The sequence below is a fragment of the Streptomyces sp. NPDC104831 genome (assembly GCF_055583025.1).
In genome coordinates this window covers 42,954-58,893 of sequence record NZ_JBVJOT010000041.1, presented here as the reverse complement: position 1 = coordinate 58,893, position 15,940 = coordinate 42,954, and the positions used below count along the sequence as shown (strand labels likewise).

Genomic DNA, 15,940 nt, shown 5'->3' with positions numbered 1-15,940 from the left:
CTACGCCGTCCTCAGGAAGCGGTCCAGGACACGGACCCCGAAGTGCAGCGCCTCGACCGGCACCCGCTCGTCCACGCCGTGGAACAGCGCCTGGTAGTCGAGGTCGGCGGGCAGCTTCAGCGGGGCGAAGCCGTAGCCGGTGATGCCGAGCCGGGAGAACTGCTTGGCGTCCGTGCCGCCGGCCATGCAGTACGGCACCACGTGCCCGCCGGGGGCGAACTCCTCGACGGCGGCCCGCATGCGCGCGAACAGCGGGGTGTCCACCGGTGCCTGGAGGGCCACTTCGTGGTGGACGAACTCCCAGTGCACGTCGGGGCCGGTGAGCCGGTCCAACGTGGCGGCGAACTCCTCCTCGGTGCCGGGCAGATAGCGCCCGTCGACGTAGGCGACCGCCTCTCCGGGGATGACGTTGAGCTTGTAACCGGCTTCCAGCATGGTCGGGTTGGCGCTGTTGCGGACGGTCGCCTCGACCAGCCGGGCGGCCGGGCCGAGCTTCTCCAGCAGCCGGTCCACGTCGGCGCGGCCGGCGTCGATGCCGTACAGCGCGGCGAGCGCGTCCAGGGCGGCCCGGACGGTGGGGGTGGGCCGCAGCGGCCACTCGTGCTCACCGATGCGGGTGACGGCGGCGGCCAGCCGGGTCACCGCGTTCTCCCGGTTCACCTTGGAGCCGTGTCCGGCCCGGCCGTGCGCCGTGAGTTTCAGCCAGGCGGTGCCCCGCTCCCCCGCCGCGACGGGGTAGATCTCCCGGCCGGTGCCGTCGTGGAAGGTGAAGCCGCCCGACTCGCCGACGGCCTCCGTGCAGCCCTCGAAGAGTTCGGGGTGCCGGCCGGCGAGGAATCCGGAGCCGTCCTCGGCGCTGGCCTCCTCGTCGGCGGTGAAGGCGATCACCAGGTCGCGGCGGGGCCGTACGCCCTGCCGGGCCCAGGAGCGGACCACCGCGAGGATCATCGCGTCCATGTTCTTCATGTCGACGGCGCCCCGCCCCCACACCACCCCGTCGCGGACCTCCCCGGAGAACGGGGGCACGCTCCAGTCGGCGGCCTCGGCGGGTACGACGTCGAGGTGCCCGTGGACGAGCAGCGCGTCGGCGGACGGGTCGGTGCCCTCGATCCTGGCCACCACGTTGGTGCGGCCCGGGGTGCGCTCCAGCAGCAGGGGTTCCAGGCCCGCCCCGGCCAGCCGTTCGGCGGCGTACTCGGCGGCCGGCCGCTCCCGGCACTCCCCGTCGCCCCGGTTGGTGGTGTCGACGCGGATCAGGCCGGAGGTGAACTCCACGACCTCGTCGAGTGCCTGCGGGTCAGCCATACTGCTCCTCCACGGCGGCGGAGGCGATCGTGGTGACCGCCTTGAACGTCCTGATGCCCTCGTACATCGTGGCGCTGGTGTACGCCACCTTCCGCTCGCCGGTCCGCGCCACGCCGGGGACGACGGTGGCGGCCTGGGCGAGGTGCTCGGCGTCGAACTCGACGGCCACCGTGAAGGGCCCGGCGTGCGCGGGCGGATGACGGACCGCCAGCGAGGCGGCCTCCTTGGCCGCCGCCCGGATGTCGGCGGCGGTCCGGGCCGGGGTGCGGCACACCGCCGCGTACCGCGACACGTGGTCCTTCACCGCCACCTTCCGTGCCTCGGGCGCGTAGCCGAGGGCGTCCTCGCAGGCCACGTCGTCGCCGGTGACGAGGACGACCGGGACGCCGTACTCGGCGGCGACGCGGGCGTTGAGCAGACCCTCGCTGGCGCGGACGCCGTTCAGCCACACCCCGGTGATCTGGTTGGCGAGGTAGGTGTGGGCGAGGACGCCCTCCGCCCCGGCACCGGCGTGGTAGCCGACGAAGGCGATGCCGTCGACGTCGCCGTGCTGGACGCCCTCGACCATGGACAGCGCCTTGTGCCGGCCGGTGAGCATCTCCACGCGCTCGTCGAGCCGTTCCAGCAGCAGGTTGCGCATGGTCCAGTGGGCCTCGTTGACCAGCACCTCGTCGGCGCCGCCGTCGAAGAAGCCCTCGGCGGCGGCATTCACGTCCGAGGTGAACAGCGACCGGCACCGTTCCCACTGCGGCGTCCCCGGCAGCACGTCGGCGGGCCAGGTGACCCCGGTGGCGCCCTCCATGTCGGCGCTGATGAGGATCTTCATGCCGTGTCACGTTACGCGCCGGACCGCCCCCTGACCACGACCCCGGCGGGCCCGTCAGCCCCTCGCGAGGACGAACCAGCGGGCCGGCAGGTCGATGCGGGTGCCGTCGGGCAGGTATTCGGTCTGCGGCACCGCGGTCTCGCCGTCGGCCAGCACGGTGAGGCCGGCCCCGGCGAGCAGGCGGGGGATCTCGTCGTCGGGGGCGGCGGCGGGCTTGAGCCCGTGGTGGAAGACGCGGCGCAGCTTGGGCGGCGGCCCGGCCGGTCCGGCGGCGGCGCGGCCGAGGACATCCCGGGAGGCCGAGGTCAGCTCGACCACGAAGGCGCGGCCCTCGGTCCCGATGATCTCGGCGACGGCGGCGGCCACGGCCGGGCGCGCGGCCGGTTCGCTCTGGTGGATGACGGCCCGCATGTAGACGTGGCTGTCGCCGAGCCGCCGGTGCAGGGCGCGGACGCCGTCGGTGTCGGTGAGGTCGAGCTGCCGGAACTCGACGGGGGCGTCGCCCGCGGCGCGGCGGGCGTGGTCGACGGCCGCGTGCGAGAGGTCGACGCCGACGGCGCGGGCGAACCGGGTGGCCAGGTAGCGGGTCTGGGTGCCGTTGCCGCAGCCGAGGTCGACGATCGTCCGGTCCGGGTCCGCGTGCCGTAGCAGCAGGTCGCTGTGCGGGGCGGCGCTCAGCGAGGGGTCGGAGTCCCATATCGCCTCCCCCCGGACGTCGGAGGTCTCGCTCCAGTAGCTCTCCCACGCGTCGCGATAGGTGTCCGAGATGTTCATGCGGTCTCCCCACGGGTCGGTTCCGTGATCGGGATATCGCGGTGGACCGGCGCGGGGCAAGGGCCGCGCGGCGGCCATTGCGTCAGGGGCGGGCTCGGTGGGTCAGCGGCCGGCGGTGAGGGCCTGTTCGAACCAGACGGTCTTGCGGTGCCCGGTGGCGCTGGCGCCCCACTCCCGGGCGAGCCGGCTGACCACGCGCAGCCCGCGGCCGGTCTCGTCGTCGGGGCCGGTGCTCAGCAGGGCGGGCAGGGCGGGTTCCTCGTCGGTGACCTCGAACAGCAGCGCGTCGGTGCGCACGATCCGCAGGCCGATCCGGTCGCCCCCGGCGTGCAGGACGGCGTTGGTGACGACCTCGCTGACCAGCAGTTCGGCGGTCTGAACGGCCCCCGGCAGGCCCCAGTCCCGCAGTTGTTCGCGCACCAGGCGGCGGGCCCGCCCCACCTCGCGCGGTGCGGCGTCGAGCCGCCACTCGGCGACGTGGTCGTCACCGATGCCGTTGAGGCGCGCCATGAGCAGGGCGACGTCGTCCTTGCGTCCGCCGTGGGTGTTCAGTGCCCGGATGATGGTGTCGCAGGCGTCGTCCATCGAGGCCGCGGGGTGGGCGGCGGACTCGCAGAGCGCGGCCAGGCCCTCGCCGATGTCGGAGCCGCGCACCTCGACCAGGCCGTCGGTGCACAGCACCAGCCGGTCGCCGGGCGCCACCTCGACCCGGACGGCCTCGAACGGGACGCCGCCGACGCCGATCGGGGCTCCGGTGGGCAGGTCGAGGAGCTGACTGCCGCCGTCCTCGGCGCGCACCAGCACGGGCGGGATGTGGCCGGCGTTGGCGAGGGTCAGCTCGCCGCGGATCGGGTCGTAGACCGCGTACAGGCAGGTGGCGAGGTAGGTGTCGCCGAGCCGGCGGGCCAGGTCGTCCAGGTTGCGCAGGAGCTGGGCGGGCGGGGTCTCCATGGCGGCCATGGTCTGCACGGCGGTGCGCAACTGGCCCATCATCGCGGCCGAGTTCAGTCCGTGGCCCATGACGTCGCCGACCACGAGGGCGGTGCGGGAGCCGGGCAGCTTGATGGTGTCGAACCAGTCGCCGCCGATCCGGCCGAGCCGGGTGCCGGGCAGATAGCGGGTGGCGATGTCGCAGCCGGCCATCCGCGGGGTGATCTGCGGCAGCATGCTGTCCTGGAGGGTGTCGGCGACGTTCTCCTGGTACGTGTACATGCGGGCGTTGTCGAGCACGAGGCCCGCGCGGGCGGCGAGTTCGGCGCCGGTGGTGCGGTCCATGTCGTCGAACTGCGGCCGGTCGGGGCGGCGCATGAGCACCATGAAGCCGAGGACGACGTTGCGCGCCTTGAGCGGGACGATCAGCAGCGACCGGCCGCCGATGAGGGGCCTGAGGTCGCGTTTTTCGAACTCGCCGGAGATCCGCTCGGACAATTCGTCGGTGACCCGGGGGACGAGGACGGGCTCGCCGGTGACCATGCACTTGTAGAACGGGGTGTGCTCGGGGAAGGCGAAGGCCTCGCCGACCGGCACGGTGTCGTCCCAGCGGCCGGGTTCGTCGTTGTGCTCGACCCAGACGCGGAACATCACGGTGCTGGCGTCCGGCGGGCCGTCCGGGAAGCCCTCGCCGGCCAGCACGGCGGCGCGCAGATGGGTGCCGGCGAAGTCCGCGAACCGGGGCACGGCGGCGCTGGTGACCTCGCGGATGGTCTCGCCGAGGTCCAGGGAGGAGCCGATGCGGGAGCTGACCTCGTTCAGGAACTCCAGCCGTTCGCGGACGGCGGCGTACTCCAGGTCCTGTTCGGCGCCGGCCGGCACGGCGGCGGCCACGGTCCGGCTGCGCGCCGCGACGGCCGTGGTCTCCGGGACGGTCTCGGTGCCGGGGCGGCCGGGGCGGCGGGGCACGCCCCAGTACGGGGTCACGGGCACCCGTTCGTACCGGTCGAACTCCAGGACCGGGTAGCCGAGTTCGAGGACCTGGGAGACGATGCGGGCGCTGAGCCCGGGGCCCATGTTGGGCAGGATGTCGGGCAGGCGCCGTTCGAGGTCCTCGGGGGCCGGCAGTTCGGTGTGGCGGGCGAGGCCGGGCGAGATGCGCTCTGCCCTCTCGTCGTCGTGGCCGCGTTCGGCGCGCAGCCGGGTGGCGTCGGCGGCGAGCACCAGCAGCCGGGAGGGGCCCGGGCCGACCAGGGGGTAGGCCCACCACAGCACGTCGATCCGGTCCTCGGCGGCGGGCCCCTGCCGGTGCGGGCAGAGCCGGGCGCGGCCGGTCCTGGCGAACCCGTTCCGCCCGTCGAGCGCGGCCTCCAGGTCGGGGCCGGTGTCGTCGGCCGCCGTGAGCGGGTCGGGTTCCGGGTCGTGCAGGGCGCCGGAGACGGGCAGCAGATCGGCCGCCGGCCGGCCGACGGCCTCCTCCCGGTCGACGCCGAAGAGGCGCCGTGCACCGCTGCTCCAGTGGGACACCAGGCCGGCGCGGTCGACGACGACCACGGCCAGCGGGATCCGGCCCGCCGCGGTGTCGCCGTCGCCGCGCCCGGCAGGCGCGTCCCGCTCGCTGCCACGGTCCATGGCCCAGGCCCTTTCTCCCCACGGCTGTCCGCAAACGATCTGTGCCGCCCGCCACTACGGTAAGGCGACGGCCGGTCGCGATGTGTGGCAATCCTCGAATTGGATGCACCGGATGCACCGGCGTACGGCCCGGCGCGCCGCGTGCGCCCCCCGGTCAGTCCTCGTGCCCCAACTGGAGGTCGCGTTCCGTGCGTCCGCCCCCCGCGACCTGGAGCACCGTGGCGACCGGCGGGTAGCCCGCGGCGATGACGGTGTACTCGCCGGAGGAGAGGTCCACGAACCGGAACGTTCCGTCGGCTCCGGTGGTGAGGGTGTCGACCACGTTGCCGGCGGCGTCCAGCAGGGTCACCCGGGCCTCCTCCACGGGGCGTCCGCCGCCGGCCCGGACGGTGCCCCTCAGGACCGCGCCGCCCGCGAGTTCGATGTCCTGCCGGGTCTCCCGGGAGGCCTGCACGGTGACCGGGACCGCGGCGGGCCGGAAGGCGGGGGCGCTGGCGGCGAGGGTGTACTCGCCGGCCACCAGCTCGGTGATGACGTAGCCGCCCTCGCGTCCGCTGCGGGTGGTGGCGACGACCTCGCCGTGCACGTTGGTGAGGGTGACGGTGGCGTCGCGGACGGGGCTGCCGTCGGCGGTGAGCACGCTGCCGGCCAGGCGTCCGGCGCCGCCGAGGACGACGTCGAGTTCGACGGGGCGTTCGCCGACGGTGACGGAGACGGCCTGCGGCTGGTGTCCGCCGGCGGCGGCGATCAGCACGTAGGAGCCGGAGCCGGGCGTGCTGAGCGCGTACCGTCCGTCCTCGCCGCTGGCGCCCCGGCCGACCTGCTGCCCGGCGACGTCGATGAGGGTGAGCGCCGCGCGGGGCACCACGGTGCCGTCGGGGTGCTGCACCGTGCCGCACACGGGGATGCCGGCCGGGTACGGCGAACGGGCGTGCGGGAGCGGGGTGGTCACCGGCGCGGTCTCCTGGCCGAGGGCGGGGGCGTTGTGGGACACCAGCGGTTTCTCCTTGAGGAAGAAGGCGATGAGCAGGCCGAGGGCGAGCACCGGGACGAGGTAGAGGAAGATCCGGGGCATCGCGTCGGCGTAGGCGCGGATGTAGGCGTCGCGCAGGGCCGGGGGCAGCGCGTGCACGAGCTGCGGGGTGATCGAGTCGGCGGCGGGCAGTGCGGTGCCCGCGCGCGGGGGCAGTTCCGCGCGCAGCGAGGAGGTCAGCCGGTCGGCGAAGAGGGTGCCGAAGACGGCGGCGCCGACGCTGCCGCCGATCTGCCGGAAGTAGTTGTTGGCACTGGTGGCGCTGCCGAGGTCGGCGGGGCGCACGGAGTTCTGCACGGCGAGGACGAGGACGGGCATGACCAGGCCGATGCCGGTGCCGAGGACGGCCATCCAGATGCTGTAGTGCAGCCGGGGCGTGTCGGTCTCCAGCCGGGACAGCAGCCACATGCCGACCACGGAGACGGCGCTGCCGAGCACGGGGAAGACCTTGTAGCGGCCGGTGCGGCTGATGAGCTGGCCGCAGACGAGGGAGGCGCCGACGATCCCGCCCATCATGGGCAGCATCAGCAGCCCGGACTCGGTGGCGCTGGCCCCGTCGACCATCTGCAGGAAGGTCGGCAGGTAGCTGGCGGCGCCGAACAGGGCGACGCCGACGACCAGGCCGACCAGGCCGCTGACGGTGAACACGGAGTCGCGGAACAGCCGGAGCGGGATGAGGGGTTCGGGGGCGAGGCGTTCGGCGACGAGGAAGAGGACGGTGGTGACGAGGGCGCCCGCACCGAGGAGGAGGACGGGCCGGGAGTCCCAGGCGTACTCGGTGCCGCCCCAGGTGGTGAACAGTACCAGGCAGGTGGAGGCGGCGGCGAGCAGGATCGCGCCGGGCACGTCGAGCCGGGCCCGCACGGGCGGCCGGGGCAGTTTCAGCACGACGGTGACGACGGCGAAGGTGACCAGCCCGAAGGGGACGTTGACGTAGAAGCACCAGCGCCAGGAGAGGTGGTCGGTGAAGTAGCCGCCGAGCAGCGGGCCGGCGACGGAGGCGAGGCCGAAGGCGGCGCCGATCAGGCCCATGTACCGGCCGCGTTCCCGGGGCGGCACGATGTCGGCGATGATGGCCTGCACGCCGATCATCAGGCCGCCCGCGCCGACGCCCTGGAGCGCGCGGTAGAGGACGAGCTGGTCCATGCTGCCGGCCCGGCCGGCGAGCGCGGAGCCGACGACGAAGACGGCGATGGCGAACTGGAAGACGCCCTTGCGGCCGACGAGGTCGCCGAGCTTGCCGTACAGGGGCAGGCCGATGGTGGAGGTGAGCAGGTAGGCGGTGACGGCCCAGGACATCCTGTCCAGGCCGTGCAGTTCGCCGACGACCTTGGGCAGGGCGGTGGCGACGATCATCTGGTCCAGGGCGGCCAGCAGCAGCGCCAGCATCAGCCCGGAGAAGACCAGCCGGACCCGGCGGGGCGTCGGCGGCACGGCGGGCGCGGGGGGCGGCGGCGCGGCCTCCTCGCCGGCCGCCGGTGCCACGGCCGGCTCCTGCTGCGCCAGTGTCGTCCGGCCCACGGACCGCTCCCCTCGTTGCGCCTCGCGCGTTTCCCGCGTGAGGCGACAACGGGGTCCGGTTGCCCGGGGTTACGGCACCGTCCGGCCGGCGACGGAGATCCACTCGAACCGGTGAAGGGGTCAACCGGAGGTCAAGACCCTTGCACCGGCGGCCCGTTGGGCTACTTCTCGACCTCGGCGGCGAGGTTGGCGAGCAGGGCGTCGTAGATCCGGCCGAGGCCCTTGGGGGCGAAGGTGCGCTCGAAGAAGCCGCCGATGCCGCCGGCGCCCTGCCAGGTGGTGGTGACCACCACCCGGGAGCGGCCCTCGCCGGCCGGGGTGACGCGCCAGGTGGTGACCATGGAGGAGTTGCGGTCCTTCTCGACCAGCTCGCCGTCGGTGGGCTCGCTCACCTCCAGCAGGCAGTCGCGCACCCGCTTGCTGGTGGCCTGGAGCTTCCAGTGGACGAGGGTGCCCTCGCCGTCGCCGCCCTCGCGCACCTCGTACTCGCTGAACTGTTCGGGCAGCAGCCGCTGCCGGGTGGAGCGGTAGTCGGCGAGCGCGTCGAACACCTTCTCCGCGTCCGCCGCGACGACCCGCTCCGTAGTGGCTTCGACCTGCGCCATTGCGTTCCTCCAGGACCTGTCCGTCAAGGGCTGGGGCAAGCCAACCACCCCGGCGCCCGGCCGCCCAAATCGGGGTCCGCACGATCATGGGAACGCATGTTCTATTCTGGGCCCAGTGCTACCGAGGAGGCGTCATGCGCTGGGACAACCTCGCCGACGACGGCGACCACGGCCGGGCCGCCGACGCCGCGCTGTTCGGCGCGGACGCCGTCACCACCAGGACGTTCGACACGCCCGAGTTCCGCGGGATCACCTTCCACGAGGTGCGGGCACGCTCGGTGCTCAACCGGGTGCCGGGGGCCTCGCGCATGCCGTTCGAGTGGACGGTCAACCCGTACCGGGGCTGCTCGCACGCGTGCGTGTACTGCTTCGCCCGCGCCACCCACGGCTATCTGGACCTGGACACGGGCCTCGGCTTCGACACCCAGATCGTGGTCAAGGTCAACGCCCCCGAGGTGCTGCGCCGCCAGCTCGGCTCGTCCCGCTGGCAGGGCGAGCACGTCGCGATGGGCACGAACGTCGACTGCTACCAGCGCGCCGAGGGCCGGTACCGGCTGATGCCGGGCATCATCTCGGCGCTCACCGACCACGCGAACCCGTTCTCCGTCCTCACCAAGGGCACGCTGATCCTGCGCGACCTGCCGCTGCTGGTCCGCGCGGCCGAGGTGACGGACGTGGGCGTCTCGGTCTCGGTCGGTTTCCTGGACGGCGAGCTGTGGCGCACGGTGGAGCCGGGCACGCCCGCGCCCGAACGCCGGCTGGAGGTCGTACGCGCCTTCGCGGAACACGGCATCGGCTGCGGGGTGCTGATGGCGCCGGTGATCCCGTTCCTGGGCGACGACCCGGGGCGGCTGCGGGAGACCGTGCGGGCGATCGCGGCGGCCGGGGCCGTCTCCGTCACCCCGCTGGTGCTGCACCTGCGCCCGGGGGCGCGGGAGTGGTTCATGGCCTGGCTCGGGCGGCACCACCCGCACCTGGTGGCGCGCTACGAGCGGCTGTACGCGGAGGGCGCCTACGCCCCGAGGTGGTACCAGCGCCGGATCACCCGCCAGGTGCACGAGCTGGCCCAGGAGTACGGCATCGGGCCCGCGCGCCCCGGCCGGGCCCGCCGGATCCGCCCGGCCGCACCGGCGCCGGCCCCCGCCCCGGCGGACCCGGTCCAGCTCAGCCTGATGTGACGCCGGACGCGACGCCCGGGCTACGGCCCGGGAAGAGCGGACCCGGGCGCGGTGGGAGGCATCGCGCGGCCCGATCGGGTCAAGTATCGCGAAGACGGGTTCTCCGGGGCGCCGGCGCCGGGACGATCCGGGCGTGACCGTGCCCCGCGGTTCACCGCCCCGCGTCCCGAAAGGACCCGTATGAGAACACGCGCAGCCGCGCTGGGCGCGGTCGCCGCCGTGCTGGCGGGCTCGCTCACCGCCGTGCCCGCCCGGGCGGCCGGCGCCCCCGCGCCCGTCTGGACCCGGTGCGCGACCCCTGACCACCCCACGCTCCAGTGCGCCTCGGTGCGGGTGCCGCTGGACCACGCCGACCCGGCGGGCCGGCAGATCACGCTCGCCCTGTCCCGCGTCCCGCACACCGCGCGGGCCTTCGAGGGGCCGCTGCTGGTCAACCCCGGCGGTCCCGGCGGCAGCGGGCTGGAACTGGCCGGGTTCGTCGCCTCCGCGCTGCCGGGGAGCGTGGCGGCCCGCTACGACGTCATCGGCTTCGACCCGCGCGGGGTCGGGCGCAGCACGCCCGCCCTGACCTGCGCGCCCGGCCACTTCGCGGCCCCCCGCCCGGACTCCGTCCCGGCCACCCCCGCGCTGGAGCGGGCGAACCTGGACCGCGCGCGTTCCTTCGCGGGGGCCTGCGGCCGCAAGTACGCCGACGTCCTGCCGTACCTGGACACCGTCAGCGCGGCCCGGGACCTGGACACCGTCCGCCGGGCCCTCGGCGCGCCCCGCATCAGCTACTTCGGCTACTCCTACGGCACCTATCTCGGCGCGGTGTACGCGAAGCTGTACCCCGGGCGGGTGCACCGGCTGGTGCTGGACTCGATCGTCGACCCCTCCGGTGTCTGGTACGCGGACAACCTCGCCCAGGACCACGCCTTCGACGACCGCCACCGTGCCCTGATGGCCTGGATCGCCCGGCACGACGCGGTCTACGGGCTCGGCCGGGACCCCGCCCTGGTCGAGGACCGCTGGTACGCGATGCGGGCGGCGCTGGCCGCCGAGCCCGCCGGGGGCCGCGTCGGCGCCGCGGAGCTGGAGGACACGTTCACGCCCGGCGGGTACTACGACGGCTACTGGCCGCGCCTCGCCGAGGCGTTCGCGGCCTACGTCCACCGGGGGGACACCGGGCCGCTGCGGGCGGCGTACGACAAGCTGGCCGCCGTGGACGCCGACGGCGACAACGGCTACAGCGTCTACACGGCGGTGCAGTGCCGGGACGCGCCCTGGCCGCGCGACTGGAACCGGTGGCGGGCGGACACCTGGGCGGTGCACGCGAAGGCGCCCCTGATGGCCTGGAACAACACCTGGTACAACGCGCCGTGCGCGTTCTGGCCGACGGCCCCGCTGCGGCCGGTGGACATCGCGGGGGACGCGCTGCCGCCGGCGCTGCTCTTCCAGGCGACCGGCGACGCGGCCACCCCGTACGCCGGCGGCGTCGCGGTGCACCGGCTGCTGGCCCGCTCCAGCCTGGTGGTCGAGCAGGGCGGCGGCAACCACGGCGTCACGCTGAGCGGCAACGCGTGCCTGGACGGGTACCTGGCCGCGTATCTGACCGACGGCACGGTGCCGCGCGGCGCCGGCCCGGCGGACGCGCTCTGCGCGAGGACGCCGGAGCCGGAGCCGCCGCCGGCCAGGTCGGCGGCCCCCTCGCGGGGTTCGGTCCTGCACGGCCTGCTGGGACCTCGCGGGCGGCACGGGGCGGCCGTCCCGTGAAACCCGCGTGGCGGCCGCCCCGTAAAACCCCCTCCCGCCGCCCCGCGTCCGCTCCTAGGGTTCCGTCATGGACGAACACCCCCTGCGCATCCGCCCGATGACCCTCGCCGACTGCGACCGCGTCTCGGAGATCCGCGTCCGGGGCTGGCAGCACGCCTACCGGGGGCTGGTGCCGCAGCCGTACCTGGACCGGCTCGGCGTCGCCGCGGACGCCGCGCGGCGGCGGGAGCGGTTCGCGCGCGGCGACGGCACGGTGGTGAACCTGGTCGCCGAGCGGGACGGCCGGGTGCTCGGCTGGGCGGCGGCCGGACCGTACCGGGACGGGGAGACGTACACCGGGGACGCCGAGCTGTACGCGATCTACGTCGATCCGGCGCACCTCGGCGGCGGGATCGGGCGGGCGCTGCTGGCCGCGGCGGCCGAGCGGTGCCCGGCGGACGCGCGGCTGCTGCTGTGGGTGCTGAAGGGCAACGCGCCCGCGCGCCGCTTCTACGAACGCGCCGGGTTCCGGGCGGACGGCACGGAGGAGCCCTTCGACGCCGGCGGCGTGCCCGTGCCCGAGGTGCGCTACGTGCGCACCCCGGGTGGCTGACGGATCCTCAGGTGGGCTGCTGCTGCGGCAGCCTGGCCAGCGCGCGCACCGCGGCCTCGGCGAGCGCGGGGTGGGCCAGCGCCTCGTTGAGCACCCGCCGGGCGCGGTCGTCGCCGAGCGCGCCCAGGCCCTCCACACAGGCGAGGGCGACCCGTCGGTAGGGGTCGTGCGGGCCGAGCCGCCGCTCCAGGGTGGTGATCAGCGCGGGTACGGACTCCGGGGCGCGCAGGGCGACGAGGAGCCGCACCGGGTGCAGGGCGTAGGCGACGCGCAGTTCGTTGGTGGCGAGGGCGGCGGCGGCCCGGGCGGTGCGGGGGTCGCCGAGGCGGGCGAGGGCGTGCGCGGCGGACGCGCAGCGCGGCGGGTCGCGGTGGTTGAGCAGCAGCACCAGGGCCTCGAAGGCGCGCCGGTCGCCCGCGCGGCCGAGGCGGAACGCGGCCAGCTCCCTGGCCCACAGCGGCTGTCCCGGCGCGGTGAGCACCTCGGCGAGTTCGTCGCGGTCCTCGGTGGCGAGCAGGCGGTCGAACGCGGCCGGGCCGCCCGACTCCTGCCGTAAGCGTTCCGTGAGCGAGCGCACCTCTTCGTCCACGAGGTCCAGCGTAGGCGGGTCGCGGCGGACAAGGGAGGTACCTCACACGGAAGGATTGCCGCGAAGGGCTGGCGCGCTCGTTACCCGCCGGTTAAGCTCATTCGAGCGAGTACCCCTCGCACTCCGCTGGCGACGGTCTGGTGACGCGGCCGTCGCGAGCGAGCAGCTGTCGGTTCGGTACGCCGTACGTACCGCAGGTACGACCCGGCTTCGGGACAGAGCCGGTCGGATCCCCCGCCGTGTCCGGGCGTGTGCGCGCCCGTGGGCCCGGCGGCGCCCACCGGGCGTGTGCGCTCGCAGCCCGGCAACACCCGCATCCCTCCGCTCCGTGGTGCGCCCTCGCGGGCGCACCCGGCGCGTTCCTCGTCGTCACCCTCATTCCTGGAGTCCCGCGATGGCCGCTCCCCTGTCCGACACCCCTCTGTCCCCGTCCTCCCCGCTGAAGAAGGTCGCCGTCGTCGGTCTCGGCACCATGGGCACCGGTATCGCCGAGGTCCTGGCGAGGGCCGGCCGCGAGGTGATCGGCATCGACGTCGCCGAGGACCGCACCGCCCGGGCGCTCGCCACCCTCGAGGCCGCCACCGCCCGCGCCGTGGAGCGCGGCCGGCTCACCGGGGCGGAGCGCGCCGAGGCGCTGGCCCGGGTGCGCACCGCCACCGACCTCACCGCGGCGGCCGACGCGGACCTCGTCATCGAGGTGGTGCCGGAGTCGTACGAGATCAAGCAGCGGATCCTGTGCGAGCTGGACGGCATCGTCCGCCCGGACACGATCCTGGCGACCGGCACCAACGCGCTGTCGGTGACCCGGCTCGCGGCCGGCTCGGCCCGCCCCGAGCGCGTGCTCGGCCTGCACTTCTTCAACCCGGCGCCGGCGATGAAGCTGGTGGAGGTCGTCTCCTCGGTGCTCACCGCGCCGCAGGCCGTCGCCGCCGTCACCGACCTCGCGGTCGAGCTGGGCAAGGAGCCGGTCGCGGTCGGCGACCGGCCCGGCTTCGTCGCGGACGGGCTGCTGTTCGGCTATCTGAACCAGGCGGCGGCGATGTACGAGGCGAAGTACGCCTCCCGCGAGGACATCGACGCGGCCATGCGGCTCGGCTGCGGTCTGCCGATGGGCCCGCTCGCCCTGCTGGACCTGATCGGTGTGGACACCGCGCGGACGGTCCTGGACGCCATGTACGCCGAGTCCCGGGACCGGCTGCACGCGCCCGCCCCGATCCTCAAGCAGCTCGGCGAGGCCGGACTGACCGGCCGCAAGGCGGGGCGCGGCTTCTACACCTACGCGGCGCCGGGCAGCGCCACGGTCGTGCCGGACGCGCTGACCCCGTCGGCCGGGGACACGCGCGCCGCGGGCCGTGCGGTGCGCTCCGTCGGCGTGGCCGGCTCCGGCACCATGGCCTCCGGCATCGCCGAGGTCTTCGCCAAGGCCGGCTACGACGTGGTCCTCGCCGCCCGCGGCGAGGAGAAGGCGCGGGCGGCCAAGGCCCGCATCGGGAAGTCCCTGGCCCGCTCCGTCGCCAAGGGCCGGCTGACCGCCGAGGCCGCCGCCGAAACCCTGGAGCGGATCGTCCCGGCGGGTTCCTACGACGCCTTCGCCGAGGTGGACCTGGCGGTGGAGGCGGTCGCGGAGGACCTGGACGTCAAGCGGCAGCTGTTCGGGGCGCTGGACAAGGTGTGCAAGCCGGGCGCGGTCCTCGCCACCACCACCTCCTCGCTGCCCGTGGTCGCCTGCGCCCGCGCCACCTCGCGCCCCGAGGACGTGATCGGGATGCACTTCTTCAACCCGGCGCCGGCGATGAAGCTGGTCGAGGTGGTCCGCACGGTGCTGACGGCCGACGACGCGCACGCCACCGTGCGCGAGGTCTGCGGCCGGATCGGCAAGCACGCGGTGGACTGCGGCGACCGGGCGGGGTTCATCGTCAACGCGCTGCTCTTCCCCTATCTCAACAACGCGATCAAGATGGTGCAGGAGCACTACGCGTCGCTGGACGACATCGACGCGGCGATGAAGCTGGGCGGCGGCTACCCGATGGGCCCGTTCGAACTGCTGGACGTGGTGGGCCTGGACGTCTCGCTGGCCATCGAGAAGGTGCTGCACCGCGAGTTCCGCGACCCCGGCCTCGCCCCGGCGCCGTTGCTGGAGCATCTGGTGGCCGCGGGCTGCCTCGGCCGCAAGACCGGCCGCGGCTTCCGCGAGTATGCCCGCCGCTGACGGCGCCGGCGACCGGTTCCGGACGGAGCCGGACTGGGGCGGGCTGCTCGACCCGGCCGCCGCTCCCCCGCCCCGGGCGGGCGGGGGGCACCCCGGACCTGCGCATCAACCTGTGCGCATGCAGTACGTTCGGGTCATGTCCCAGCCCGCCAAGTCCTCACGTACACCCGCCACGCCCGACGCGCCGGAAAGTGCCGCAGGCAGTCGCGCCGCCGCCCAGCGGCTGAAAATGCGCCGGGAGCTGGCGGCCGCGGCGATGGAGCTGTTCGCGACCAAGGGGTACGAGGCCACCACCGTCGACGAGATCGCCGCCGCCGCCGGGGTCGCCCGGCGCACCTTCTTCCGCCACTTCCGCTCCAAGGAGGAGGCGATCTTCCCGGACCACGACGACACGCTGGTCCGCGCCGAGGCGGTGCTCAACGCGGCCCCGGCGCACGAGCACCCGCTCGACACGGTGTGCCGCGGCATCAAAGAGGTCATGAAGATGTACGCGGCCGCGCCGGAGATCTCGGTGGCCCGCTACAAGCTCACGCGCGAGGTGCCCACCCTGCGCGAGGCCGAGATCGCCTCCGTGGCCCGCTACGAACGGCTGTTCACCCGCTATCTGCTCGGCCACTTCGACGAGCACGCGCACGCCGACGACGCCAACGACGACCCGCTGCTGGCCGAGGTCGCCGCCTCGGCCGTGGTCACCGCCCACAACCACGTCCTCAGGCGGTGGCTGCGGGCGGGCGGCCAGGGGGACGTGGAGGCCCAGCTCGACCACGCCTTCGCGATCGTCCGCAAGACCTTCGGCACCGGCATCGGGGCCGGCCGGGAGAGCGGCCCGCGCACCCCGGCGGCCACCGCCGCCGCCCAGGGCGAGGTCCTGGTGACGGTGGCCCGCACCGACGCCCCGCTCGACGAGGTGATGCGCACCATCGAGCAGGCGCTGAAGGAACGGTCGTGAAAAGGCAGGCGTGAGGGAACGGCCGCAACCGGCCGGGCCGCGACA

12 protein-coding genes are annotated in these 15,940 nt (G+C 74.6%); 5 read left to right on the top strand and 7 right to left on the bottom strand.

Annotation, left to right across the window (positions count from 1 at the left end; all coding sequences use genetic code 11):
- From ACZ63H_RS26105 to ACZ63H_RS26080, 6 genes are all read right to left on the bottom strand, one after another.
- A complete protein-coding gene (locus ACZ63H_RS26105; RefSeq protein ID WP_469868940.1) occupies positions 1 to 1,305 on the bottom strand; it encodes a M20/M25/M40 family metallo-hydrolase in 1,305 nt (434 codons plus the stop codon).
- Positions 1,298 to 2,131 carry a M55 family metallopeptidase gene (locus tag ACZ63H_RS26100; RefSeq protein ID WP_469868938.1) on the bottom strand — a complete coding sequence of 278 codons (834 nt, stop codon included), beginning with the start codon at positions 2,129 to 2,131 and terminating at the stop codon, positions 1,298 to 1,300. The genes ACZ63H_RS26105 and ACZ63H_RS26100 overlap by 8 nt, the downstream gene beginning before the upstream one ends.
- Before the next feature lie 54 nt (positions 2,132 to 2,185).
- The gene (locus ACZ63H_RS26095) at positions 2,186 to 2,905 is read right to left on the bottom strand and encodes a methyltransferase domain-containing protein (RefSeq protein ID WP_469868936.1); all 720 of its coding nucleotides are present in this window, start codon (positions 2,903 to 2,905) and stop codon (positions 2,186 to 2,188) included.
- Between the two features lie 102 nt (positions 2,906 to 3,007).
- Positions 3,008 to 5,467: an ATP-binding SpoIIE family protein phosphatase gene (locus ACZ63H_RS26090; RefSeq protein ID WP_469868934.1), complete on the bottom strand. Its 2,460-nt coding sequence runs from the start codon at positions 5,465 to 5,467 to the stop codon at positions 3,008 to 3,010.
- Positions 5,468 to 5,621: 154 nt separating this feature from the next.
- Positions 5,622 to 8,021, bottom strand: coding sequence for an MFS transporter (locus tag ACZ63H_RS26085; protein ID WP_469868932.1), 2,400 nt, complete (start codon positions 8,019 to 8,021; stop codon positions 5,622 to 5,624).
- Between the two features lie 161 nt (positions 8,022 to 8,182).
- Positions 8,183 to 8,626 (bottom strand): SRPBCC family protein, encoded by a 444-nt coding sequence (locus ACZ63H_RS26080; RefSeq protein WP_469868930.1) that lies wholly within the window; start codon positions 8,624 to 8,626, stop codon positions 8,183 to 8,185.
- 134 nt (positions 8,627 to 8,760) lie between these two features.
- On the opposite strand from ACZ63H_RS26080, the gene ACZ63H_RS26075 reads away from it, so the two are divergent.
- The 3 genes from ACZ63H_RS26075 to ACZ63H_RS26065 all read left to right on the top strand — a co-directional run bounded on the left by ACZ63H_RS26075 (position 8,761) and on the right by ACZ63H_RS26065 (position 12,148).
- Entirely contained in the window at positions 8,761 to 9,804 is a 1,044-nt protein-coding gene (locus tag ACZ63H_RS26075) for an Rv2578c family radical SAM protein (RefSeq protein WP_469868928.1), read from the top strand.
- Between the two features lie 180 nt (positions 9,805 to 9,984).
- The gene (locus ACZ63H_RS26070; protein ID WP_469868926.1) at positions 9,985 to 11,556 is read left to right on the top strand and encodes an alpha/beta hydrolase; all 1,572 of its coding nucleotides are present in this window, start codon (positions 9,985 to 9,987) and stop codon (positions 11,554 to 11,556) included.
- 67 nt (positions 11,557 to 11,623) lie between these two features.
- A complete protein-coding gene (locus tag ACZ63H_RS26065; protein WP_469868924.1) occupies positions 11,624 to 12,148 on the top strand; it encodes a GNAT family N-acetyltransferase in 525 nt (174 codons plus the stop codon).
- Positions 12,149 to 12,155: 7 nt separating this feature from the next.
- On the opposite strand, the gene ACZ63H_RS26060 is transcribed toward ACZ63H_RS26065, so the two are convergent.
- On the bottom strand, positions 12,156 to 12,737 hold the full coding sequence (locus ACZ63H_RS26060; RefSeq protein ID WP_467932984.1) for an adenylosuccinate lyase: 582 nt from the start codon (positions 12,735 to 12,737) through the stop codon (positions 12,156 to 12,158).
- Between the two features lie 394 nt (positions 12,738 to 13,131).
- Between ACZ63H_RS26060 and ACZ63H_RS26055 the strand changes: the two genes are divergently transcribed.
- Both ACZ63H_RS26055 and ACZ63H_RS26050 read left to right on the top strand, forming a co-directional pair.
- On the top strand, positions 13,132 to 14,946 hold the full coding sequence (locus tag ACZ63H_RS26055) for a 3-hydroxyacyl-CoA dehydrogenase family protein (RefSeq protein ID WP_469868922.1): 1,815 nt from the start codon (positions 13,132 to 13,134) through the stop codon (positions 14,944 to 14,946).
- Positions 14,947 to 15,064: 118 nt separating this feature from the next.
- Positions 15,065 to 15,895 carry a TetR family transcriptional regulator gene (locus tag ACZ63H_RS26050; protein ID WP_469868920.1) on the top strand — a complete coding sequence of 277 codons (831 nt, stop codon included), beginning with the start codon at positions 15,065 to 15,067 and terminating at the stop codon, positions 15,893 to 15,895.
- The last annotated feature ends 45 nt before the right edge of the window (positions 15,896 to 15,940 follow it).

Bases quoted from the DNA above. Each gene is read 5' to 3' on its own strand.
- ACZ63H_RS26075 (WP_469868928.1), top strand. From the start codon at position 8,761: ATGCGCTGGGACAACCTCGCCGACGACGGCGACCACGGCCGGGCCGCC.
- ACZ63H_RS26080 (WP_469868930.1), bottom strand. From the start codon at position 8,626: ATGGCGCAGGTCGAAGCCACTACGGAGCGGGTCGTCGCGGCGGACGCG.
- ACZ63H_RS26100 (WP_469868938.1), bottom strand. From the start codon at position 2,131: ATGAAGATCCTCATCAGCGCCGACATGGAGGGCGCCACCGGGGTCACC.
- ACZ63H_RS26070 (WP_469868926.1), top strand. From the start codon at position 9,985: ATGAGAACACGCGCAGCCGCGCTGGGCGCGGTCGCCGCCGTGCTGGCG.
- ACZ63H_RS26090 (WP_469868934.1), bottom strand. From the start codon at position 5,467: ATGGACCGTGGCAGCGAGCGGGACGCGCCTGCCGGGCGCGGCGACGGC.
- ACZ63H_RS26055 (WP_469868922.1), top strand. From the start codon at position 13,132: ATGGCCGCTCCCCTGTCCGACACCCCTCTGTCCCCGTCCTCCCCGCTG.
- ACZ63H_RS26065 (WP_469868924.1), top strand. From the start codon at position 11,624: ATGGACGAACACCCCCTGCGCATCCGCCCGATGACCCTCGCCGACTGC.
- ACZ63H_RS26050 (WP_469868920.1), top strand. From the start codon at position 15,065: ATGCAGTACGTTCGGGTCATGTCCCAGCCCGCCAAGTCCTCACGTACA.
- ACZ63H_RS26095 (WP_469868936.1), bottom strand. From the start codon at position 2,905: ATGAACATCTCGGACACCTATCGCGACGCGTGGGAGAGCTACTGGAGC.
- ACZ63H_RS26105 (WP_469868940.1), bottom strand. From the start codon at position 1,305: ATGGCTGACCCGCAGGCACTCGACGAGGTCGTGGAGTTCACCTCCGGC.